This window comes from Pseudomonas sp. NFACC43, assembly GCF_900119645.1.
GTDB lineage: Bacteria > Pseudomonadota > Gammaproteobacteria > Pseudomonadales > Pseudomonadaceae > Aquipseudomonas.
Window position 1 is genome coordinate 1 of sequence record NZ_FPKK01000002.1, and the last position, 20931, is coordinate 20931.

Below are 20931 nucleotides of genomic sequence, written 5' to 3' on the forward strand. Positions count from 1 at the left end.
ACCTCGTGGCCCAATGCCTCAACCTGTCGAGCCAGCCAGTGGGCACCGCCACACGACTCCATCACCACTGTGCAGGCCGGCAGTTGGGCCAATGTGCCGAGCAATTGGCTGCGGCTGGTTTTCTTGCGCAAAACCTGATGACCTTTGGCGTCCTGGCCGTGCAGATGGAAACTGTGTTTACCAATGTCGATGCCGAGAAGCGTCATCGTGTTCATGAGAGATCCTCCGCCGAAAACGAGAAAAGCCCTGCAAGCGTAAACCTGCAGGGCTTCTCGGTCAGGCTGACCATCTCATTAAACCCGGCCTACCGAGCCGGGTTTTGGGTGCTTCTCGAAACAACAGACGGATAAGCGAACCGGGCCTTTGGCGCCCAAGACCCGGTTCAGTGGAGTCAGCCCTTGGAACTGGCTTGGGCCGCTTCGATGATCAGCTCCGCGACTTTATCCGGGTTGGACGTCATCACCACGTGGGAGGCGCCTGGGACGGTGACGGTCTTTTTCGAGCCCGCACGGTCGGCCATGAACTTAAGGGCCGCTTCGGGGATGTTTTTATCCGCCGAACCGTAGATGAACCAGGACGGCGTTTTTTTCCAGGCCGGTTCGCCAGACGCTTCCTTCAAGGCCGCCTCGCTGATGGGCCGTTGGGTGGCGGCCATCAATGCGGACTCGGCCACCGGCACGTCGGCGGCAAACTGTTGGCCGAATTTGTCCTGCTGGATGTAGAGATCCTTGTTGCCGTCGTCCAACTGCACCGGAGCGGCCAGGGTCGGTCCGAGGGTACCGCCAGGGTAGCGGCCGGACAGCTCGATGGCGGTTTCGCCTTTGTCCGGCGCGAAAGCCGCGACATAGACAAGCGCCTTGACCCGTGGGTTGCCGTGCACCGCGTTGGTGATCACGGCGCCACCGTAGGAGTGACCCACCAGGATCACCGGGCCAGGGGTCTGCTCGACGATGTCGGCGACGTAGTCGGCGTCCTGCTTCACACCACGCAGCGGGTTGGCGGCGGCCACCACCGGGTAACCCTGGTTCAGCAACCGGGCGGCGACGCCATTCCAGCTGGACGACTCGGCGAACGCGCCATGCACCAGCACGACGGTAGGCTTGGTGGCATCGGGTTGCGCGGCGGCGCTGTGGAGCGATGTCAGAGCCAATGCGGCGGTGACGGTGACGGCCAAGAGCGATTTGAGCTTGAACATGATCATTCCTTTTCTGTTATGGCTATTGTTGTGCTCATGTCCCGGGCGGCACATGAGCGGATGCGATGGGCTTACTTGCCCAGGAAGTCCAGCAGATCCTGGTTGAGGCGGTCCTTGTGGGTGTCGGTCAGACCGTGCGGCGCGCCCGGATAGACGATCAACTCGGCGTTGCGCACCAGCCTGGCGGCGGCATGGGCGGAGGCGTCGATCGGGACGATCTGATCATCGTCGCCGTGCACGATCAGTGTCGGGACGTCGAACGTGGCCAGGTCGGCGCGAAAGTCCGTCGCCGAGAACGCCGCGATGCAGTCATAGGTGTTTTTGTGGCCCGCTTGCATGCCCTGCACCCAGAACGAATCGATCAGCCCCTGGGAGACTTTCGCCCCGTCGCGGTTGAAGCCGAAGAACGGACCCGAGGCGATGTCGCGATACAGCTGCGAGCGGTTGTCCAGCGAGGCCTGGCGCAGGCCGTCGAACACTTCGATCGGCAGGCCGCCTGGGTAGTCTTCGGTCTTGAGCATCATCGGCGGAACGGCGCTGATCAGTGCGGCCTTCTTCACCCGGTCGGTACCGTGGCGGCCGATGTAGCGGGTGATTTCGCCGCCACCGGTGGAGAACCCCACCAGGGTGATGTCGTTGAGGTCCAGGGTGTCGATCACGGTGGCCAGGTCATCGGCGTAGTGATCCATGTCGTTACCTTCCCACGGCTGGCTGGAGCGGCCATGGCCGCGACGGTCGTGGGCGATCACCCGATAGCCTTTGTCAGCCAGGAACAGCATCTGGGATTCCCAGCTGTCGGAATTCAGCGGCCAGCCGTGGCTGAAGGTGACGACTGGCCCATCTTTCGGGCCCCAGTCTTTGTAGTAGAGCTGTACGCCGTCCTGAGTGGTGATATAGCTGCCGGCCTGGGCCTGAGGAGTCTGGGTGCGAGTGCTCATTTTTGTTTCCTTGTTTTTAGGCAGTCGGAATGACTGCTTCCGAGAAATCTATCGAAGCGATATGTCGTGTCTGAGAAGGCGGCTTCGTTTGCTGTGGATCGCAGGTCTATCAGGAGGCGACCGCCCCTCGGCGCATCGACGCCTGCCTGGCTTGGCTGCGTTTGTTGGCCATGGCCAGCTTGCCCACCAGGCGGATCGCCACGGCGGCGCAGGTGATGCCGAAGGGCAGCACGTACCAGTCGCTCATCGGGATGCGTTTGAAGTTGGAGAAGGCAAACACAGCGGCGATGATCCACATGCCGGTGACGTGCAATGTCTTCCATGCCTTGGGTCCCAGCAGTCGGGCTGGCCCTTTGAATGACGTCAGTGCCATCAGCAGGATGAAGGCGTAGGCGGTGCCGCCCGGGATGTTGTTGGCAACGGTGCGGGCCGGCCAGAACTCGGTGTTGAGCTGCCCATACCCGTAGATCAGTACGGCATGTATCAGGTGGGAGAAGGCAAAGGCGAGGCCGATGAAGCGCCTCTCACGAACCAGTGCCTTGGAAAGTGGTGAAGGCACCAGTACGGCGAAGGCCGATGCGGTGAACGCGATCAGGAACAGTACGAAGGAAGAACGGGCGGTGGCGCGGATGGCGCTGCGCAGTCCCTCCACCAGGTCAGGTTGCACCGCCACGGCCGCGATGCTCATCGCCACCACCAGGGCGGCGATCAGGCCGAACAGTTGCCAGCCCTGGGGGCGGTAGGATTGGGTATTCATCGCAAGTTCTCCTGTCGTGAGGGCTCGCCATTCGGGGATCCGGTGGCGAGTCGATGGGGAGAATTCTTGCAGCGGCATGTATACCGGCTATGTTCGACAACCGGCGGTTATACGTTCTTATGAGTATGTGAATGGGCTGGATACAGTGGCTTACAAATGGCCCCTGGATCCGGCCGGTAGAGGCTGCACACAAGGTGCAGCCAGCACGGCCTACCGATCGACGCTGAAGTCGAGGGTCACGCAAAGACCACCGCCGTCGCGGTTGCGCAGGCTCAGCGAGCCGCCAATCGCGTTGGCCAACTGCTGAGCGATGGCAAGGCCCAGGCCGGTGCCGCCAGTGCTGCGGTTGCGTGAGGTTTCAACCCGGTAGAACGGCTTGACCACCTCGGCCAGGATCTCCTCGGGAATCCCCGGCCCTCGGTCAAGCACCTTGATGGAAACGCCTGTGCTGGCGTTGCCGCAGATTTCCACTTCGGCGGTGCCGGCGTACTTCAGCGCGTTATCCACCAGGTTCACCAGGATACGACGCAGGGCATGGGGTCTTGTCTCGATGACCGCGCCGTTCTTGCCGATCAGGCTGACCTCTCGACCGGTGTCCTGGTAGTCGCACACCAGGCTGTCGAGAAAGGAGTCCAGGCTGATACGGCAACTGGTTTCAGTCGCGCCATGGACGCTGCGCGCATAAGCGACACCTTCACGCACCAGGTGCTCGATTTCGTCCAGGTCGTTGCCCAGTTTGTCTTTCTCGACCGAGTCATCCATGAACTCGGCGCGCAGCTTCATGCGCGTAATGGGCGTCTGCAGGTCATGGGAAATGGCCGCGAGCAATTGCATGCGTTCTTTCAGGTACGCGGCGATACGCGCCTGCATGCTGTTGAAGGCCCGGGCGGCATACGCCACTTCCCGGGGGCCGTTTTCATCCAACTGCACCGGGTGTGCGTTCGGGTCGAGGTTTTCGACCGCCTCGGCGAGGCGGCTGAGGGGGCGGATCGCGATCCGCACGGCAAGCCAGGTGCAGCCGATCATCAACACCAACTGACCGAACAGGACAAAGGGCAACCAGGGCGACAACGGCCTGACCGAAGGGCGCACATCGATGGTGACCGGGCTGCCGTCAGCCAGCCGCACCTGGGCCTGGAAATGCTGGCGAGGGCCGGGGATCTCGACGAACGTCAGGTCATAGTTGCGGCCCAGGGAGGCCTGCAGTGACTGCGCCGCAGTCGCAGCGAGATCGTTCGAGGCAAGTGCAATGCCAGGGTCGTGCTCGCGCAGCAGATAGTCATAGTTGCGACGCTGCAGGCGTTTGGTCCACTCCAGGCGCTCGGCGGCCGGCAGACGGTCGAGAATGGCGATGGACGTCGCTGTGTCGTGTTCGAAGTTGCCCAGCATCGCCGTCTTGGTGCTCTGGTAGCGTTCGTAGTACTGGGCTGCGAACGTCAGGGATTGGGCGAGGATCAGACCGACAAGGAACACCAGCCACAGCCGCGAGGCCAGCGTGCGGGGCCATTGCAAGGCGAGCTTCATGCCTGTTCCCCAAGCACTTCCACCGCAAAGGTAAAGACGTAGCCTTCGTTGCGCACAGTCTTGAGGTAGAGGGGTTCGCGCGCGTCATCCATCAAACGCTGCCGCACGCGGCTGACCAGCAGGTCAATGGAGCGATCGAAGATGTCCGCGTCACGGCCCTGGGTCAGGTTGAGCAGTTGGTCGCGACTCAGTACCCGCTGGGGATGATCGAGAAATACCCGCAGCAGCCTGTACTCGGCGCCGCTCAGGGAGACGAGCGTGTCGTCTTCATCGAGCAGATGGCGGGCGGTGGTGTCCAGGCGCCACCGGCCGAACTTGAGCAGGCGGCCGCTTTCGGTGACGACGAAGTTGGGCGGCAGCATGCGGGTACGCCGAAGCACGGCATTGATCCGCGCCAGCAGCTCCCGGGCAGCGAAGGGTTTGGCCAGGTAGTCGTCGGCCCCCATCTCCAGGCCAATGATGCGGTCGGTCTCGTCGGTGCGAGCCGTCAGCATCAGCACGGGGGTCGCCTTGTGTTTTCCGGCGCGCAGTTCGCGACACAGCAGCAGCCCGTCATCCCCCGGCATCATGATGTCGAGCACGATCAGATCCACCTGGTTGGTTTCGAGAAAGGCCCGCATCTGGCGCCCATCGGCAACCACGGTGGTGCGCAGACCGTTTTTCTTCAGGTAGTTGCCGACCAGCTCCCTGATTTCCCGATCATCATCCACGATCAATACGTGATCGACATGTTCCATGCCCTGCTCTCCGAAATGCGCGCATCAGTTGCGCAATATGGCGATGCTTTGCTGCCGGATGGCAGGGCACCGCAGTTCAGCCTGTCCAGACCGAGGCCAAGCAAAAACAGTGGCGATTGTATCGCTCTGTATCGCAACCCACCTCAGATACGTAACCCATCCAACCGAGGTATTTCTCGACACAGCCGAGATACCTCCCAGGCCTTTAATGAGCTCCATCGAGACAACATGAATCGCCTCGATGACGCCATCGAACTCATTGAAGGAAAACGACCATGAACCTGAAAACCATTGCCACTGCTTGCCTGATGACCGCCCTGAGCGCCGGCGCATTACCCGCCATGGCCCAAGCCAACGCAGCAAGCGAAACCTACTCCTACGGCACCCACCTGGACATTGCGAAAGTGGTTTCGCTGACCGAAGACGGTGGCCAGACCTGCGGGTTGGTGAATGCGCACATCACCTACCTCGACTCCATGGGCGAACAGCGAGCCCTGACATACCTCAAGCAGGCAGCCGGTTGCAACAATCAAGGGGGCTGAGGTGGGAGCTCAGGGATGGCGATCCAGTTTCCTGAGGAACACCGCCATCTCTTTTTCCGCCTGTTTGTCGCCATGGGCGCGGGCGGCCTCAAGGCCTTGTTCCCAGGCACGGCGTGCTGCCGCCAGGTCGCCTTGCCCTTGATGAGCCTTGCCCAGCAGTTTCCATGCGGCTGAATATTTGGGATCGAATTCGACGCAGCGCTGCAGGTGTTCGGCGGCGCGGGTGAATTCGCCGAGGTCCAGGTACCCCTTGCCCAGGCCGAAGCGCAGCAGTGCGTTATCCACGCCCTTGGCGAGCATTTTTTCCAGGGAGTCGAGCATGGCGGCGTCCTTATTGGTTGTGTCAGGGGTTGATCCGTTGGCTGCTAGATAGCTATCGCAAGCAGTCTGGCTCCCACAGGGGTCGGCGTTGTTCACAACATTTGTGAGCAATGAAGATCCTCTGTGGGAGCGAGCCTGCTCGCGATGAGGCCCTTTGCGTCACTGCGCATCCCGGATCAGAAGAAACTCAACCCCACGTGGAACAGCTTCTCGACGTCGCGAATGTGCTTCTTGTCCACCAGGAACAGGATCACATGGTCGCCGGCCTGGATCATGGTGTCGTCATGGGCGATCAGCACTTCTTCATCGCGGATGATCGCGCCGATGGTGGTACCCGGTGGCAGGCCGATGTCGCGGATGGCCTTGCCGATGACCTTGCTGGACTTGGCGTCGCCGTGGGCGATCGCCTCGATGGCCTCGGCCGCGCCACGACGCAGGGAGTGCACACTGACAATGTCGCCACGCCGCACGTGGGCCAGCAGGGTGCCGATGGTTGCCAGCTGCGGGCTGATGGCGATGTCGATCTCGCCGCCCTGGATCAGGTCGACATAGGCCGGGTTGTTGATGATGGTCATCACCTTCCGCGCCCCCAGGCGCTTGGCCAGCAGCGACGACATGATGTTGGCTTCGTCGTCGTTGGTCAGGGCCAGGAAGATGTCGGCGTCGGCGATGTTTTCTTCCAGCAGCAGGTCACGGTCCGAGGCGCTGCCTTGCAATACCACGGTGCTGTCGAGGGTGTCCGAGAGATAACGGCAGCGCGCCGGGTTCATCTCGATGATCTTCACCTGGTAACGGCTTTCGATGGCTTCGGCCAGACGCTCGCCGATTTGCCCGCCACCGGCGATCACGATGCGCTTGTTTTTCTCGTCGAGGCGACGCATCTCACTCATTACCGCACGGATATTGGCCTTGGCGGCGATGAAGAACACTTCGTCGTCGGCTTCGATCACCGTGTCGCCCTGGGGCAGGATCGGCCGGTCACGTCGGAAAATCGCCGCGACCCGCGTTTCCACATTGGGCATGTGCTGGCGCAGCTGGCGCAACTGCTGCCCTACCAACGGGCCGCCGTAGTAGGCCTTGACCGCCACCAGTTGCGCCTTGCCTTCGGCAAAGTCGATTACCTGCAAGGCGCCGGGGTGCTCGATCAGGCGCTTGATGTAGTTGGTCACCACCTGCTCGGGGCTGATCAACACATCCACCGGAATCGCTTCGTTGTCGAACAGGTCGGCGCGGGTCAGGTAGGCCGCTTCCCGCACCCGGGCGATCTTGGTCGGGGTGTGGAACAGGGTGTGGGCCACCTGGCAGGCCACCATGTTGGTTTCATCGCTGTTGGTCACGGCCACCAGCATGTCGGCATCGTCGGCGCCGGCCTGGCGCAGTACTGTCGGCAGGGAACCGCGTCCTTGCACGGTACGGATATCGAGACGATCGCCCAGGTCCCGCAGGCGCTCGCCGTTCGTGTCGACCACGGTGATGTCGTTGGCCTCGCTGGCCAGATGCTCAGCCAGCGAACCCCCCACCTGCCCTGCACCGAGGATGATGATTTTCATCCGGTCACTCCTATCGAATCGGTCTTAACCGCGTGTGGCGGCGATCTTGATCAGCTTGGCGTAATAAAACCCATCATGGCCGCCCTCCTGGGCCAGCAACTGGCGGCCGTGTGGCTGCTTCAGGCCGGCCTGGCTGGCGATGTCCAGCTCCCGGGCGCCCGGAGTCCGGGCGAGGAAGGTGTCGATCACCTCGGTGTTCTCGGTCGGCAACGTCGAACAGGTGGCATAGAGCAGGATGCCGCCTACCTCAAGGGTCAACCACAGGGCATCGAGCAATTCGCCCTGCAGAACCGCCAACGCGGCGATGTCGTTCGGCTGGCGGGTGAGCTTGATGTCAGGGTGGCGACGGATCACGCCGGTGGCCGAACACGGTGCATCCAACAGGATCCGCTGGAACGGCTTGCCGTCCCACCAAGAAGCGGTGTCGCGGCCATCGGCAGCGATCAGCTCGGCTGCCAGGCCCAGGCGTTCGAGGTTCTCCTTCACCCGCACCAGACGCTTGGCTTCCAGGTCCACGGCCACCACACCGGCCAACCTGGGCTCGGCTTCGAGGATGTGGCAGGTCTTGCCCCCCGGGGCGCAGCAGGCGTCCAGCACCCGTTGGCCTGGCGCCAGGTCCAGCAGGTCGGCGGCCAGTTGCGCGGCTTCGTCCTGGACGCTGATCCAGCCCTCGGCGAACCCCGGCAGCGTGCGTACGTCCCCCGGAGTTTCCAGGAGGATGCCGTCGCGGCTATAGACGCAGGGCCTGGCCGGGATGCCCGCCTCGCCCAGCAAAGCCAGGTAGGCATCGCGGGTGTGATGGCGGCGGTTGACCCGCAGGATCATCGGCGGATGGGCATTGTTGGCGGCGCAGATGGCCTCCCATTGCTCGGGCCAGAAGGCCTTAAGGGACTTCTGCAGCCACCGCGGATGGGCGGTGCGCACCACCGGGTCATGTTCCAGCTCGGCCAGCAGGCTTTCGCTTTCGCGCTGGGCGCGGCGCAGCACGGCATTGAGCAGGGCCTTGGCCCACGGCTTCTTCAACTTGTCGGCGCAGCCTACGGTCTCGCCGATGGCGGCGTGGGCCGGAACGCGGGTGTAGAGCAACTGATAGAGCCCCACCAGCAGCAGGGCTTCGACGTCGGCATCGGCAGCCTTGAACGGTTTCTGCAAGAGCCTGGCGGCCAGCGCTGACAACCTCGGCTGCCAGCGGGCGGTGCCGAAGGCCAGGTCCTGGGTGAAACCGCGGTCGCGGTCTTCGACCTTGTCCAGCTGGGTCGGCAGGGAACTGTTGAGCGAGGCTTTGCCACTGAGGACCGCGGCAAGCGCCCTGGCGGCGGCCAGACGCGGGTTCATGAGGCGTCCGCCACGTGGCCCAGCACGGTGCCGACGGCAAATTTCTCACGGCGACTGTTGTACAAATCGCTGAAATTCAGCGCCTTGCCGCCGGGCAATTGCAGACGCGTCAGACACAAGGCCTGCTCGCCGCACGCGACAACCAGACCGTCCTTGCTGGCATCGAGGATCTGCCCCGGGGAGCCCGCACCTTCGGCGAGGCGGGCGGCCAGCACCTTCAGCGTCTCGCCGCCCAGCGTGCTGTGGCAGATCGGCCAGGGATTGAAGGCGCGCACCAATCGCTCCAGCTCGATGGCCGGACGGCTCCAGTCGATGCGGGCCTCATCCTTGTTCAACTTGTGGGCGTAGGTGGCAAGGCTGTCATCCTGCACTTCGCCGGCCAGCGTACCGGCAGCCAGGCCGGCGATGGCCTGGACCACGGCCGGCGGGCCGATGAGCGCGAGACGGTCATGCAGGCTGCCGCCGGTATCGTCGGCGCCGATGGGGGTCGTCACCTTGAGCAGCATCGGCCCGGTGTCCAGGCCGGCTTCCATGCGCATCACGGTCACGCCACTCTCGGCATCGCCCGCTTCCACGGCGCGCTGGATCGGCGCCGCACCGCGCCAGCGCGGCAACAGTGAAGCGTGGCTGTTGATGCAACCCAGGCGCGGAATGTCCAGCACCACCTGAGGCAGGATCAGGCCATAGGCGACCACCACCATCAGGTCCGGCTTCAGCGCGGCCAGTTCAGCCTGGGCCTGTGGGTCACGCAGGGTCGGCGGCTGCAAGACGGGCAGGCCATTTTCCAGGGCCAGTTGCTTGACCGGGCTGGGCATCAGTTTCTGCCCGCGACCGGCGGGCCGATCCGGCTGGGTGTAGACCGCAACGATGTCATGGGGGCTGGCCAGCAGGGCCTTGAGGTGTTCGGCGGCGAACTCGGGCGTGCCGGCAAAGACGATGCGCAGTGGCTCAGTCATGGGAAGCTCTCGATTACAAAGCGGTCGCATAAAGAAAAAGGCTTGCCGCGGCAAGCCTTTGAAGGGGGGCATCAAGCATTCTGGCGATGGATCTTTTCCAGTTTTTTCTTGATCCGGTCACGCTTGAGCGTAGACAGATAATCCACGAACAGCTTGCCGTTGAGATGGTCGCATTCGTGCTGGATGCACACCGCCAGCAAGCCTTCGGCGATCAGTTCGTACGGCTTGCCGTCACGGTCCAGGGCCTTGATCCTGACCTTCTGCGGGCGGTCGACGTTTTCGTAGAAGCCTGGGACCGAGAGGCAACCTTCCTGGTACTGCTCCATCTCGTCGGTGAGGGTTTCGAACTCCGGATTGATGAACACCCGCGGCTCGCTGCGGTCTTCGGAGAGGTCCATCACCACGATACGCTTGTGTACGTTGACCTGGGTCGCGGCGAGGCCGATGCCTGGCGCTTCATACATTGTTTCAAACATGTCATCGACCAACTGGCGCACTTCGTCGTCCACTACGGCCACCGGTTTGGCGATAGTGCGCAGGCGCGGATCGGGAAACTCGAGAATGTTCAAAATGGCCATAAGCTTGATAAATGCACGTGTGAGGTAAAGTCGGGTGGCTGGCCTGGCGTGTCTTGGGATGCAGGCTACCGTTGTAAAACGTCGCTCTTGGAGCTGCCCTGAAACGCAGCAGCCCACGGAGCGAGCCATGGGGGCTCTGGCGTTTTACGCGAACGCACATGATAAAGGGATTCACCGCATGAGGAAATCACTACTCGCCCTGCTCCTTCTGGCCTCGGCCGGCATCGCGCACGGGCAAGTGCAACTTAGGGAAGGTTTTCCGCAGCAATACACAGTGGTGCCGGGGGACACGCTGTGGGACATTTCCGGCAAATACCTGCGCGAGCCCTGGAAATGGCCCGAGCTCTGGCAGGCCAACCCGCAGGTCGAAAACCCGAACCTGATCTACCCCGGCGACACCCTGTCGCTGGTCTACGTCAACGGCCAGCCCCGATTGACCCTCAGCCGCGGCGCCTCGCGGGGCACCATCAAGCTGTCGCCGCGCGTGCGCAGCTCGCCGGTGGCCGATGCCATCCCCAGCATACCGCTGCAAGCCATCAACAGCTTCCTGCTGAGCAACCGCATCGTCGACAGCGCCGAGGACTTCGACAAGGCCCCCTACGTGGTCGCGGGCGACGCCGAACGGGTCCTCAGCGGCATGGGCGACCGGATCTTCGCCCGCGGCACGTTCGATGCGAACCAATCGGCGTACGGCATCTTCCGTCAGGGCAAGGTCTACACCGATCCCGAAACCAAGGAATTCCTGGGCATCAATGCCGACGACATCGGCGGCGGTGAAGTGGTCGCCACCGAAGGCGACGTCACCACCCTGGCCCTGCAACGCACCACCCAGGAAGTTCGTCTCGGCGATCGTCTGTTCAGCGGCGAAGAACGGGCCATCAACTCCACCTTCATGCCCAGCGCACCGAAGTCGCAGATCGACGGACTGATCCTCGACGTGCCCCGGGGCGTGACCCAGATCGGCGCCCTGGATGTGGTGACCCTGAACAAGGGTCGCCGCGACGGCCTGGCCGAAGGCAACGTCCTGGCGGTGATGAAGACCGGGGAAACCGTACGCGACCGCATCACCGGCGAACCGGTGAAGATCCCCGACGAAAGGGCCGGCCTGCTGATGGTTTTCCGCACCTACGACAAGCTCAGCTATGGCCTGGTGCTGTATGCCTCGCGGTCGCTGGCGATCCTCGACAAGGTGCGCAATCCATAACGGGTCTCACAAGTTACCAACAGAGTTATCCACAGCTTGTTCCCGTTTGTTCGGGGCTAATAACGATCAAGGATGATCCGATGTCATTGCCTGAATTCGCTTCGGTTTCCCCGGCGGAACTGGAAGCTCGCCTACGCCTGCACCGCTTGCCGGAGCTTGGGCCCAGACGTTTCATGACCCTGATGGAGGCCTTCGGTTCGGCCTCCAGCGCCGTCAGCGCGCCGGCCAGCGCGTGGCGTGCGCTGGGGTTGCCCATGGCCTGTGCCGAGGCGCGCCGCAACCCGGATGTACGCGATGGCGCCGCCCATGCATTGGCCTGGCTGGAGCGCGCGGGCCAGCATTTATTGATGTGGGACCAGCCTGAGTACCCGGCATTGCTGGCGCAGATCAGCGATGCGCCACCGCTGCTCTTCGCCGCCGGCGACCCCGGGATCCTGGAAAAACCACAACTGGCCATGGTCGGCAGTCGTCGCGCCTCGCGGCCGGGCATGGATACCGCGGCGGCCTTTTCCCGGAGCCTGGCCAGCGCCGGCTTCGTCATTACCAGCGGGCTGGCCCTGGGTATCGACGCGGCGGCCCATCAAGCGGCGCTGGACGTCGGAGGGCAGACCGTCGGCGTGCTGGGCACCGGGCTGGAAAATTTTTATCCACAGCGCAATCGTCGGCTGGCCGACGCCATGATTGCCCAAGGCAGCGCAGTGCTTTCGGAATTCCCACTGGACGCTCCACCCCATGCCGGCAACTTTCCACGTCGCAACCGGATCATCAGCGGCCTGTCCCTCGGCGTGCTGGTGGTGGAGGCCAGTGTCGCCAGCGGTTCACTGATCACTGCACGGCTCGCCGCGGAACAGGGCCGCGAGGTCTACGCCATTCCGGGGTCGATCCACCACCCGGGCGCGCGGGGCTGTCACCAATTGATCCGCGACGGAGCGGCGCTGGTGGAAACCGTCGAGCATATCCTCGAAGCCTTGCGGGGCTGGCAGCGTCTCCCGTCGACCTGGGAGCCGGTCGCCTCGGCGCACCCGCTGTTGCGCCTGCTCCACGCCGCGCCGCTTACCAGCGAGGCCCTGGCCGATGCCAGCGGCTGGGCATTGCCCAAAGTGCTGGCGGCACTGACCGAACTGGAGATGCAAGGGCTGGCCGTGTGTGACAACGGACGCTGGCTTGCGCGGGCCGGTTAGGTTTACCTGCTGGGTTTTATGGGGAAGATCGGTAAACTGCACGCAGCCTTAATTGTGTGTTGCGGAGAACTTTCATGGTCAACAGTTGGCGTGTGCAACAAGCCGCGCGAGAAATTCGCGCCGGGGCGGTGATTGCCTATCCAACCGAAGCGGTCTGGGGCCTGGGCTGCGATCCGTGGAACGAGGAGGCGGTGGAGCGCCTGCTGGCGATCAAGTCGCGGCTGCCCGACAAGGGCCTGATCCTGGTGGCCGATAACATCCACCAGTTCGATTTCCTGTTCGAAGACTTCCCCGAAACCTGGATGGACCGCATGGCCAGCACCTGGCCGGGGCCCAATACGTGGCTAGTACCTCACCAGAACCTGCTGCCGGAATGGATTACCGGCGTGCACGACACGGTTGCCCTGCGGGTCAGCGATCACCCCACCGTACGAGACCTGTGCTCGCTGGTCGGGCCGCTGGTGTCCACCTCGGCCAACCCTCAGGGTCGCCCGGCGGCGCGCACGCGGATTCGTGTCGAGCAGTACTTCCGTGGGCAGATCGACCTGGTACTCGGCGGCAACCTGGGCGGGCGCAAGAACCCCAGCGTGATTCGCGACCTGGCGACAGGGAAGGTCGTGCGCCCGGACTGAGGCGGGATACAAATTCTGCATCCTGCACAGAACCCCTGTGGGAGCGAGCTTGCTCGCAATAGCGTCAGGCCAGCCAGCATTGATGTCGACTGACACACCGCCATCGCGAGCAGGCTCGCTCCCACCGGTTCTGCAGGACACCTTCGTCCGTGTAGCTCAAGGCAGGAGGATGGTCGACCCCGTCGTCCGCCGCGCCGACAGTTCGGTCTGGGCCTTGGCCGCTTCCGCCAGCGGATACCGCTGGTTGATATCCACCGTGAGCTTGCCGCTGCTGATCATCCCGAACAGTTCGTCGGCCATGCGCTGCAGGTTTTCGGCGTTGTTGGCGTAGGTTGCCAGGGTCGGGCGGGTGACATACAGCGAGCCTTTGGCCGAGAGGATCCCCAGGTTCACACCGTCCACCGCACCCGAAGCGTTGCCGAAGCTCACCACCAGGCCACGGGGAGCGACGCAGTCCAGGGAGGTCAGCCAGGTGTCCTTGCCCACCCCGTCGTACACCACCGGGACTTTCTTGCCGTCAGTCAATTCCAGCACACGCTGTACGACGTTTTCCTTGCTGTAGTCGATGGTTTCCCAGGCGCCATGGGCCTTGGCGACAGCGGCTTTTTCCGGCGAGCTGACGGTACCGATCAACTTCACGCCCAGGGCCTTGGCCCATTGGCAGGCCAGGGAACCCACGCCCCCGGCGGCGGCATGGAACAGGATGGTTTCGCCCGCCTTGATTTCATAGGTCTGGCGCAGCAGGTACTGCACGGTCAGGCCCTTGAGCATCACGCCGGCGGCCTGTTCGAAACCGATGGATTCGGGCAGATGCACCAGGTTGGCTTCGGGCAATACATGCACATCGCTGTAGGCGCCCAGCGGACCGCTGCCATAGGCCACCCGGTCGCCCACCTTGAATCGCGTGACAGCACTGCCGACCGCTTCCACCACACCCGCCCCTTCGGAACCCAACCCCGAAGGCAACGCCGGTGGTGGGTAGAGGCCGCTGCGGTAGTAGGTGTCGATGAAATTCAGGCCGATCGCCCGATTGCTGACGCGCACCTGCTGCGGCCCCGGCTCGGCAGGCTGGTAGTCCACGTACTCGAGTACCTCGGGACCGCCGTGGGAACTGAACTGGATACGTTTGGCCATCTTCACTTTCTCCTTGTCGCGGGCTTTTTACCAAGCCTGCTATCGGACTCCTAAGCCTGGCCTTCGTCAACTGTGGCGTTGCCGAACGCGATGTTATCCTGTGCGCCCATTTGCCACCCGGCCCGTCGTACGCCGCGTAGCCCAGCCCTGATCAAGGTGATGTCATGACCACTCGCACCGAGGCCGTGAAAGCCTATCTGCTCGACCTGCAAGACCGTATCTGTGCCGCCCTGGAGACCGAGGACGGCGGCACTCGTTTCGTCGAAGACGCCTGGGCCCGGCCTGCCGGTGGTGGCGGTCGTACGCGGGTGATTGAAAACGGTACGGTGATCGAAAAGGGCGGCGTCAACTTTTCCCACGTCTTTGGCAGCGGCCTCCCACCGTCGGCCAGCGCCCACCGGCCGGAACTGGCCGGGCGCGGTTTCGAGGCACTGGGGGTGTCGCTGGTCATCCACCCCCACAACCCCCATGTACCGACCTCCCACGCCAACGTGCGTTTCTTCATCGCCGAAAAGGAAGGCGAAGAGCCGGTCTGGTGGTTCGGCGGCGGCTTCGACCTGACGCCTTACTACGGTGTGGAAGAAGACTGCGTGCATTGGCACCGTGTGGCCGAGCAAGCCTGCGCCCCGTTCGGCCCGGAGGTCTATCCGCGCTACAAGGCCTGGTGCGATAGCTATTTCCACCTCAAGCACCGGAACGAACCCCGGGGCATCGGCGGCCTGTTCTTCGACGACCTCAACGAGTGGGATTTCGACACCTGCTTCGCGTTCATCCGCGCCATCGGCGACGCCTACATCGATGCCTACCTGCCCATCGTGCGCCGCCGCAAACATGATCCCTTCACTGCCAAGCAGCGCGAATTTCAGGAGTTCCGCCGTGGACGCTACGTGGAATTCAACCTGGTCTACGACCGCGGCACCCTGTTCGGGCTGCAATCGGGCGGCCGGACCGAATCGATCCTGATGTCCCTGCCACCACAGGTGCGCTGGGGCTACGACTGGAAAGCCGAACCGGGCAGCGAAGAGGCGCGGCTGACCGAGTACTTCCTGCAGGATCGTGATTGGCTGGCGACAGCCTGAACGGGGAACGACCATGGACCGCTACGTTGTAATGGGTAACCCGATCGGCCACAGCAAGTCGCCGTTGATCCATCGCCTGTTTGCCGAGCAGACCGGACAGACGCTGGACTACAGCACCCTTCTGGCCCCCCTGGACGATTTTGCCGGTTGCGCACGGGAATTTTTCCGCGAAGGTCGCGGGGCGAATGTCACGGTACCGTTCAAGGAAGACGCCTTCCGACTGGCCGACAGCCTGACCGAGCGGGCGCAGCGGGCCGGGGCGGTCAACACCCTGAGCAAGCTGGACGACGGCCGCCTGCTGGGCGACAACACCGACGGTGCCGGGCTGGTGCGGGACCTCACCGTCAACGCCGGCTTCAGCCTCAAGGGCAAGCGCATCCTGTTGCTGGGCGCGGGCGGGGCCGTGCGTGGTGCCCTGGAACCGCTGCTGGCCGAAGCGCCGGCCTCGGTGATCATCGCCAACCGCACGGTGGAAAAAGCCGAATTGCTGGCGGAGCTGTTCGCCGGCCTGGGTCCCGTCTCGGCCAGTGGCTTCGATTGGCTGCGAGAGCCGGTGGACCTGATCATCAATGCGACGTCTGCAAGCCTGTCCGGAGACGTACCGCCGATTGCCGCAAGCCTGATCGAACCCGGCAAGACCTTCTGTTACGACATGATGTATGGCAAGGAGCCGACTTCGTTCTGCCGTTGGGCCCGTGAGCAAGGCGCAGCGGTGGCGATGGATGGCCTGGGGATGCTGGCCGAACAGGCCGGCGAAGCGTTTTATCTGTGGCGCGGGATACGCCCGGACACGGCGCCGGTACTGGCGGAGCTGCGCCGCCAGTTGGCCCTGTAGGCTTTTGGCTTTTGTGGCGAGGGGATTTATCCCCGTTGGACTGCGAAGCAGTCCCAAAAAAACGGAGCAATGCGACGTTCCGCTAAATCCCCTTCCACAGGCGTATGGGCCTTGCTCTCTGCACGCCTTCAGTCTTCGAAGAGAATCGGGCAGTGCTGCGGCCCCTCCAGCTTCATCAACTCCTCCACCACATGGGGCCTGGCCTTGCGCAAGGTCAGGCGGCGTCCCTGGGTGCGCAGCCGGCGGGCTTCCTGATGGAGCATTTCCACCCCGGAATAATCGATGAAGTTGATCTGCTGGGCATCGATCACCACCTGTTGCGCCTGCAAACGTTGCAGGCGTACCTGCAGGTAATGGCTGGCCCCGAAAAAGATCGAACCACCGACCCGCAGGATATCGGCGTCCCCTTCGCGGGAGTGCTGCACTCGGGGCTGCGAGGTGCGCTTGAGGTAAAAAAACAGCGAGGCCAACACACCGGCATAGATGGCGGTCTGCAGCTCCAGCAGCAAGGTGGCCAGGCACGTCAGGCCCATCACCATGAATTCGGAGCGGCTTACCCGGTACAACGCCCGGATGCCACGATGGTCCACCAATCCCCAGGCAATCAGCAGAATGCTGCCGGCCATGGCCGGAATAGGGATGTGCGAGATCAGCTTCGCACCGGCCACCGCGAACAAGGCCACCCACAATGCCGAGAACACCCCGGCCAGGGGCGAACAGGCCCCCGCTTCATAACTCAGGCCGGAGCGAGTGAAGGAACCGGCCGACAACGAGCCGGAAAAGAAACCTCCCACGATATTGGAAAGGCCCTGGGCCCTGACTTCCTGGTTCGCATCGAGCAATTGCCCGGAGCGTACCGACAGCGAACGGGCAATGGACAAACTGGTCACCAACCCCAGCATGCCCACCGCAACGGCCCCGGGTAGCAGACGCAGTATCAGCTCCAGGTCCAGCGGCAGCGGCGTGAAGGGCGGCAGGCGCCCGACAAAGGCACTGACCAGCGCCACATGCCCGAACGTCGTCGGCCACAGCCAGACCACCAGACTGCTGATGACCAGGGTTATCAACAGGCTCGGCCAGCGCGGCAGCAGCCGCTTGAGCACCACACCCAGCACCAGTGTTGCCAAACCCAGCAGCAAGGAAGGTTTATCCACAGCCTGGATATGGCTGAGCAACATCAACAGGCCCTTCAGCGCCGTGGCTTCGTTCGGCAGGTCCAGGCCCAGCAGGTTGGGCAATTGCCCAAGGGCGATGACCACCGCCGCGCCCAGGGTGAAACCCAGCACCACCGAGTGCGAAACGAAATTCACCAGGGCGCCGAAACGCAACAGCCCCAGCAACCATTGGAAAATGCCCGCCAGTACCGTCAGCAGCAGGATCAGGGTGATGTAGTCCTGGGAAGCCGGCACGGCCAGAGGGCTGACGCTGGCGTACAAGACGATGGAGATCGCCGCCGTAGGCCCGCAGATCAGGTGCCACGACGATCCCCACAGGCAGGCGATCAGCACCGGCACGATGGCCGCGTACAAACCGTACTCCGGGGGCAAGCCGGCAATCAGGGCGTAGGCGATGGATTGCGGCAACGCGAGAATCGCACCGCTCAGGCCGACGATCAGGTCGCGGCCGACACTCTGGCGGGTCTGCCGGGGCAGCCAGCTCAGGAAGGGAAAGAGTGAATGGCGCGTGGGGATTGCCATGGGGCCTCAGGGATGGGGTTTGGCGAAAGAGTAACAGGACAGCGCGCCGCTCTCTCTGTGAAGGTCATATCTGTGGCGAGAGGATTTAACCCGCTGGGTTGCGAAACCTCCCCGATCGGTTGGCGCCATCCCTGGCACGCTGGGGGGCTTCAGGGCTGCTTCGCAGTCCAACGGTGATAAACCCCCGCCACAGGCCGGCCTTACAGCTTGGCTTTCACCGCCGCCAGCGCATCCTTGCCATCCAGGGTCTTCACGCCGTCCAGCCATTTGTCCAGCACCGCCGGGTTGGCCTTGATCCAGGCCTTGGCCGCTTCGGCGTTGCTGACCTTGTTGTTCACCACGTCGGCCATGATGCTGTTTTCCATTTCCTGGGTGAAACTCAGGTTGGTCAACAGCTTGCCAACGTTCGGGCAGGCCTGTGCATAACCCTTGCGGGTCAGGGTATAGACACTGCCTGTCTCGCCGAAATATTTCTCGCCACCCTTGAGGTAATGCATCTTGAGCTGCACGTTCATGGGGTGCGGCGTCCAGCCGAGGAAAGTCACGAATTTCTGTTTCTTCACGGCCCGGGACACTTCCGCCAGCATCGCCTGTTCGCTGGACTCCACCAGTTTCCACTCGCCCATGCCGAAATCATTGGTCTTGATGATTTCCTTCAAGGACAGGTTGGCCGGGGCGCCAGAACCGATGCCGTAGATTTTTTTGTCGAACTTGTCGGCAAATTTGTTCAGGTCGGCAAAGTTATGCACACCTGCATCCCACACGTAATCCGGAACCGCCAGGGTGAACTCGGTGCCGTCCAGGTTCTTGGCCAACTGCGTGACATCGCCCGTGGCCACGAACTTGTCATAGAAGCCCTGCTGCGCCGGCATCCAGTTACCCAGGAAGACGTCGACCTGACCGTCCTTGAGGCCGCCGAAGGTGATCGGCACCGCCAGGGTATCCACTCTGGGCTTGTATCCCATGCCGTCCAGCAGTAAACCGGTAATGGCGTTGGTCGCCGCAATATCGCTCCAGCCCGGGTCGGCCATCTTCACCGTTTCGCAGCTCTGCTCGGCCCACGCCGAAGCACTGCTCAACGCCAACAGCCCGGCGGTCAGTACTGTGGATAACTTTTGCATGTGCTTCCCCTTACGTTATTGGTTTTGGCAGGGTTGTGGATAACGGGCCTTGCGCTCCAGATCGTCGAGGTCGATGTGATTGCGCATGTACTGCTGGCTGGCGTCCACCAGCGGCTGGTGATCCCAGCTCTTGAGTTTGCCCAGGGTCAGCGCCTGGGCGACGAAACGACGGCGCCGCTGACTGGCGAGCACCTGTCGATGAATGCCTGGGATGTCCCACTTGGCTCGCGCTTCGGCGAGAAAATCGGCGAATAGCTGCTGGTGATCCGGCGATTGGCTGAGATCCTCCAGTTCCCTGGGATCGTTTCGAACATTGAACAGCAGGCACGGGTCGTCTTCGCTGTAGATGAATTTCCACGGACCACGACGGATCATCATCAAGGGACTGATGGTGCCTTCGGCCATGTATTCACCGAACACTTCATCGTGCCCGCCCTGCCCTTGCAGGTGCGGCACCAGCGACCGGCCATCCAGGGGCAGGCCCGGCTCCAGGGTGCCGCCGGCCAGTTCCACCAGGGTCGGCAGCAGATCGGCAGTGGACACCGCCGCGCCGACGCGACCGCTGGCGAATTGGCCAGGCGCACTGATCAGCAGCGGCACACGAGCGGCCATCTCGAACCAGTGCATTTTGTACCAGAGGCCTTTCTCACCGAGCATGTCCCCGTGATCGCCGGAGAAGATGATGATGGTGTCGTCCATCAGGCCGGTATCCTCCAGGGTCTGCAGCAGCTTGCCGATGTTGCTGTCGATGTAGCTGCACGCACCGAAGTAGGCACGACGGGCATCGCGAATCTTATCCACAGGCAGGGGCTTGTCCCACAGATCATAGACTTTCAACAGGCGCTGGGAATGCGGGTCGAGCTCGCTTTGCGCCGGCGTGTGGGGCAGCGGGATGTCCTTGTCTTCATACAGGTCCCAGAAGGCCTTGGGAATCGTGTACGGGTCATGGGGGTGGGTCATCGACACGGTCAGGCAGAACGGCTGGTCGCCGTCCTCGCGGATGTGGTCGAACAGATACTGCTGGGCCTTGAAGACCACCTCTTCATCGAAGTCCAGCTGATTGGTTCGTACGCAAGGCCCGGCCTGCAACACCGAAGACATGTTGTGGTACCAGCTCGGCCGCACGTCCGGTTCGTCCCAGTTCACGGCCCAGCCGTAGTCGGCGGGGTAGATATCACTGGTCAGGCGTTCTTCGTAGCCGTGCAACTGGTCGGGTCCGCAAAAGTGCATCTTGCCGGACAGCGCCGTGCGATAGCCCAGGCGTCGCAGGTAATGGGCATAAGTCGGGACATCAGCGGGAAAATCCGCCGCGTTGTCGTAGGCGCCGATCTTGCTGGGTAACTGGCCGCTCACCAGGGTAAAGCGCGACGGTGCACACAGCGGGCTGTTGCAATACGCGGCGTCGAATACCACGCCCTGGTCGGCCAGGCGTGACAGGTTTGGCAGCTTGATCGGCGAAGAGCCATAGATCGGCAACATTGGCGCGGCCATCTGATCGGCCATGATGAAAAGAATGTTCTTGCGCTTCATGTGTTCGCGGCATTCCATAGTGAGCGGTTATGGGAAATTGCTGCGATCGAGCATGTGCCCCGTGTCTGTTACGGTAAAGCCCATG

20 protein-coding genes and 1 pseudogene are annotated in these 20931 nt (G+C 62.9%); 6 read left to right on the forward strand and 15 right to left on the reverse strand.

What is annotated here, in order from left to right; all coding sequences use genetic code 11:
• The 6 genes and pseudogenes from BT179_RS03930 to BT179_RS03955 form a co-directional block, all read right to left on the reverse strand.
• A pseudogene (locus BT179_RS03930) lies at nt 1-215 on the reverse strand (IS110 family transposase); the annotation flags it as partial.
• A 176-nt stretch (nt 216-391) separates the two neighbouring features.
• Nucleotides 392-1201, reverse strand: a complete 810-nt coding sequence (locus BT179_RS03935; RefSeq protein WP_072431289.1) for an alpha/beta fold hydrolase — start codon at nt 1199-1201, stop codon at nt 392-394.
• 65 nt (nt 1202-1266) lie between these two features.
• Nucleotides 1267-2133, reverse strand: coding sequence for an alpha/beta fold hydrolase (locus BT179_RS03940; protein WP_072398150.1), 867 nt, complete (start codon nt 2131-2133; stop codon nt 1267-1269).
• 109 nt (nt 2134-2242) lie between these two features.
• On the reverse strand, nt 2243-2890 hold the full coding sequence (locus tag BT179_RS03945) for a ferric reductase-like transmembrane domain-containing protein (RefSeq protein ID WP_072431290.1): 648 nt from the start codon (nt 2888-2890) through the stop codon (nt 2243-2245).
• Between the two features lie 210 nt (nt 2891-3100).
• Complete coding sequence (locus BT179_RS03950) at nt 3101-4414, reverse strand: ATP-binding protein (RefSeq protein WP_072431291.1); 1314 nt, start codon at nt 4412-4414, stop codon at nt 3101-3103.
• The gene (locus BT179_RS03955) at nt 4411-5151 is read right to left on the reverse strand and encodes a response regulator (RefSeq protein ID WP_072398154.1); all 741 of its coding nucleotides are present in this window, start codon (nt 5149-5151) and stop codon (nt 4411-4413) included. The genes BT179_RS03950 and BT179_RS03955 overlap by 4 nt, the downstream gene beginning before the upstream one ends.
• Nucleotides 5152-5426: 275 nt before the next feature.
• Here BT179_RS03955 and BT179_RS03960 point away from each other — a divergent pair, with 275 nt between their 5' ends.
• Nucleotides 5427-5693: a DUF2790 domain-containing protein gene (locus BT179_RS03960; protein WP_072431292.1), complete on the forward strand. Its 267-nt coding sequence runs from the start codon at nt 5427-5429 to the stop codon at nt 5691-5693.
• Between the two features lie 9 nt (nt 5694-5702).
• On the opposite strand, the gene BT179_RS03965 is transcribed toward BT179_RS03960, so the two are convergent.
• The 5 genes from BT179_RS03965 to def form a co-directional block, all read right to left on the reverse strand.
• Nucleotides 5703-6014 (reverse strand): tetratricopeptide repeat protein, encoded by a 312-nt coding sequence (locus BT179_RS03965; protein WP_072398157.1) that lies wholly within the window; start codon nt 6012-6014, stop codon nt 5703-5705.
• 176 nt (nt 6015-6190) lie between these two features.
• A complete protein-coding gene (gene trkA / locus BT179_RS03970) occupies nt 6191-7564 on the reverse strand; it encodes a Trk system potassium transporter TrkA (protein WP_072398176.1) in 1374 nt (457 codons plus the stop codon).
• 24 nt (nt 7565-7588) lie between these two features.
• Nucleotides 7589-8899, reverse strand: coding sequence for a 16S rRNA (cytosine(967)-C(5))-methyltransferase RsmB (gene rsmB, locus BT179_RS03975; protein WP_072431293.1), 1311 nt, complete (start codon nt 8897-8899; stop codon nt 7589-7591).
• Nucleotides 8896-9855 (reverse strand): methionyl-tRNA formyltransferase, encoded by a 960-nt coding sequence (fmt, locus tag BT179_RS03980; protein WP_072431294.1) that lies wholly within the window; start codon nt 9853-9855, stop codon nt 8896-8898. The genes rsmB and fmt overlap by 4 nt, the downstream gene beginning before the upstream one ends.
• A gap of 71 nt (nt 9856-9926) precedes the next feature.
• Nucleotides 9927-10433, reverse strand: coding sequence for a peptide deformylase (gene def / locus BT179_RS03985; protein ID WP_072398190.1), 507 nt, complete (start codon nt 10431-10433; stop codon nt 9927-9929).
• Nucleotides 10434-10611: 178 nt separating this feature from the next.
• Here def and BT179_RS03990 point away from each other — a divergent pair, with 178 nt between their 5' ends.
• From BT179_RS03990 to BT179_RS04000, 3 genes are all read left to right on the forward strand, one after another.
• The gene (locus BT179_RS03990) at nt 10612-11637 is read left to right on the forward strand and encodes a LysM peptidoglycan-binding domain-containing protein (protein ID WP_072398192.1); all 1026 of its coding nucleotides are present in this window, start codon (nt 10612-10614) and stop codon (nt 11635-11637) included.
• Nucleotides 11638-11717: 80 nt separating this feature from the next.
• Nucleotides 11718-12818, forward strand: coding sequence for a DNA-processing protein DprA (gene dprA / locus BT179_RS03995; protein WP_072398194.1), 1101 nt, complete (start codon nt 11718-11720; stop codon nt 12816-12818).
• 74 nt (nt 12819-12892) lie between these two features.
• On the forward strand, nt 12893-13450 hold the full coding sequence (locus BT179_RS04000; RefSeq protein ID WP_014335849.1) for an L-threonylcarbamoyladenylate synthase type 1 TsaC: 558 nt from the start codon (nt 12893-12895) through the stop codon (nt 13448-13450).
• Between the two features lie 156 nt (nt 13451-13606).
• On the opposite strand, the gene BT179_RS04005 is transcribed toward BT179_RS04000, so the two are convergent.
• Nucleotides 13607-14584, reverse strand: coding sequence for an NADPH:quinone reductase (locus tag BT179_RS04005; RefSeq protein ID WP_072398196.1), 978 nt, complete (start codon nt 14582-14584; stop codon nt 13607-13609).
• A 164-nt stretch (nt 14585-14748) separates the two neighbouring features.
• Here BT179_RS04005 and hemF point away from each other — a divergent pair, with 164 nt between their 5' ends.
• Together hemF and aroE are read left to right on the forward strand one after the other, a co-directional pair.
• Nucleotides 14749-15663 (forward strand): oxygen-dependent coproporphyrinogen oxidase, encoded by a 915-nt coding sequence (gene hemF, locus BT179_RS04010; protein ID WP_072398198.1) that lies wholly within the window; start codon nt 14749-14751, stop codon nt 15661-15663.
• 13 nt (nt 15664-15676) lie between these two features.
• Nucleotides 15677-16498 carry a shikimate dehydrogenase gene (gene aroE / locus BT179_RS04015; RefSeq protein WP_072431295.1) on the forward strand — a complete coding sequence of 274 codons (822 nt, stop codon included), beginning with the start codon at nt 15677-15679 and terminating at the stop codon, nt 16496-16498.
• Between the two features lie 128 nt (nt 16499-16626).
• Here aroE and BT179_RS04020 read toward each other — a convergent pair whose 3' ends face one another.
• The 3 genes from BT179_RS04020 to betC form a co-directional block, all read right to left on the reverse strand.
• Complete coding sequence (locus BT179_RS04020; RefSeq protein WP_072431296.1) at nt 16627-18195, reverse strand: SulP family inorganic anion transporter; 1569 nt, start codon at nt 18193-18195, stop codon at nt 16627-16629.
• A 200-nt stretch (nt 18196-18395) separates the two neighbouring features.
• A complete protein-coding gene (gene choX / locus BT179_RS04025) occupies nt 18396-19316 on the reverse strand; it encodes a choline ABC transporter substrate-binding protein (RefSeq protein ID WP_072398204.1) in 921 nt (306 codons plus the stop codon).
• A 15-nt stretch (nt 19317-19331) separates the two neighbouring features.
• Nucleotides 19332-20846, reverse strand: a complete 1515-nt coding sequence (gene betC / locus BT179_RS04030) for a choline-sulfatase (protein WP_072431297.1) — start codon at nt 20844-20846, stop codon at nt 19332-19334.
• Between the last annotated feature and the right edge of the window lie 85 nt (nt 20847-20931).

Coding starts and splice junctions, on each gene's coding strand:
- BT179_RS03935 (WP_072431289.1), bottom strand. CDS start 1,201: ATGATCATGTTCAAGCTCAAATCGCTCTTGGCCGTCACCGTCACCGCC.
- BT179_RS03940 (WP_072398150.1), bottom strand. CDS start 2,133: ATGAGCACTCGCACCCAGACTCCTCAGGCCCAGGCCGGCAGCTATATC.
- BT179_RS03945 (WP_072431290.1), bottom strand. CDS start 2,890: ATGAATACCCAATCCTACCGCCCCCAGGGCTGGCAACTGTTCGGCCTG.
- BT179_RS03950 (WP_072431291.1), bottom strand. CDS start 4,414: ATGAAGCTCGCCTTGCAATGGCCCCGCACGCTGGCCTCGCGGCTGTGG.
- BT179_RS03955 (WP_072398154.1), bottom strand. CDS start 5,151: ATGGAACATGTCGATCACGTATTGATCGTGGATGATGATCGGGAAATC.
- BT179_RS03960 (WP_072431292.1), top strand. CDS start 5,427: ATGAACCTGAAAACCATTGCCACTGCTTGCCTGATGACCGCCCTGAGC.
- BT179_RS03965 (WP_072398157.1), bottom strand. CDS start 6,014: ATGCTCGACTCCCTGGAAAAAATGCTCGCCAAGGGCGTGGATAACGCA.
- trkA (WP_072398176.1), bottom strand. CDS start 7,564: ATGAAAATCATCATCCTCGGTGCAGGGCAGGTGGGGGGTTCGCTGGCT.
- rsmB (WP_072431293.1), bottom strand. CDS start 8,899: ATGAACCCGCGTCTGGCCGCCGCCAGGGCGCTTGCCGCGGTCCTCAGT.
- fmt (WP_072431294.1), bottom strand. CDS start 9,855: ATGACTGAGCCACTGCGCATCGTCTTTGCCGGCACGCCCGAGTTCGCC.
- def (WP_072398190.1), bottom strand. CDS start 10,433: ATGGCCATTTTGAACATTCTCGAGTTTCCCGATCCGCGCCTGCGCACT.
- BT179_RS03990 (WP_072398192.1), top strand. CDS start 10,612: ATGAGGAAATCACTACTCGCCCTGCTCCTTCTGGCCTCGGCCGGCATC.
- dprA (WP_072398194.1), top strand. CDS start 11,718: ATGTCATTGCCTGAATTCGCTTCGGTTTCCCCGGCGGAACTGGAAGCT.
- BT179_RS04000 (WP_014335849.1), top strand. CDS start 12,893: ATGGTCAACAGTTGGCGTGTGCAACAAGCCGCGCGAGAAATTCGCGCC.
- BT179_RS04005 (WP_072398196.1), bottom strand. CDS start 14,584: ATGGCCAAACGTATCCAGTTCAGTTCCCACGGCGGTCCCGAGGTACTC.
- hemF (WP_072398198.1), top strand. CDS start 14,749: ATGACCACTCGCACCGAGGCCGTGAAAGCCTATCTGCTCGACCTGCAA.
- aroE (WP_072431295.1), top strand. CDS start 15,677: ATGGACCGCTACGTTGTAATGGGTAACCCGATCGGCCACAGCAAGTCG.
- BT179_RS04020 (WP_072431296.1), bottom strand. CDS start 18,195: ATGGCAATCCCCACGCGCCATTCACTCTTTCCCTTCCTGAGCTGGCTG.
- choX (WP_072398204.1), bottom strand. CDS start 19,316: ATGCAAAAGTTATCCACAGTACTGACCGCCGGGCTGTTGGCGTTGAGC.
- betC (WP_072431297.1), bottom strand. CDS start 20,846: ATGAAGCGCAAGAACATTCTTTTCATCATGGCCGATCAGATGGCCGCG.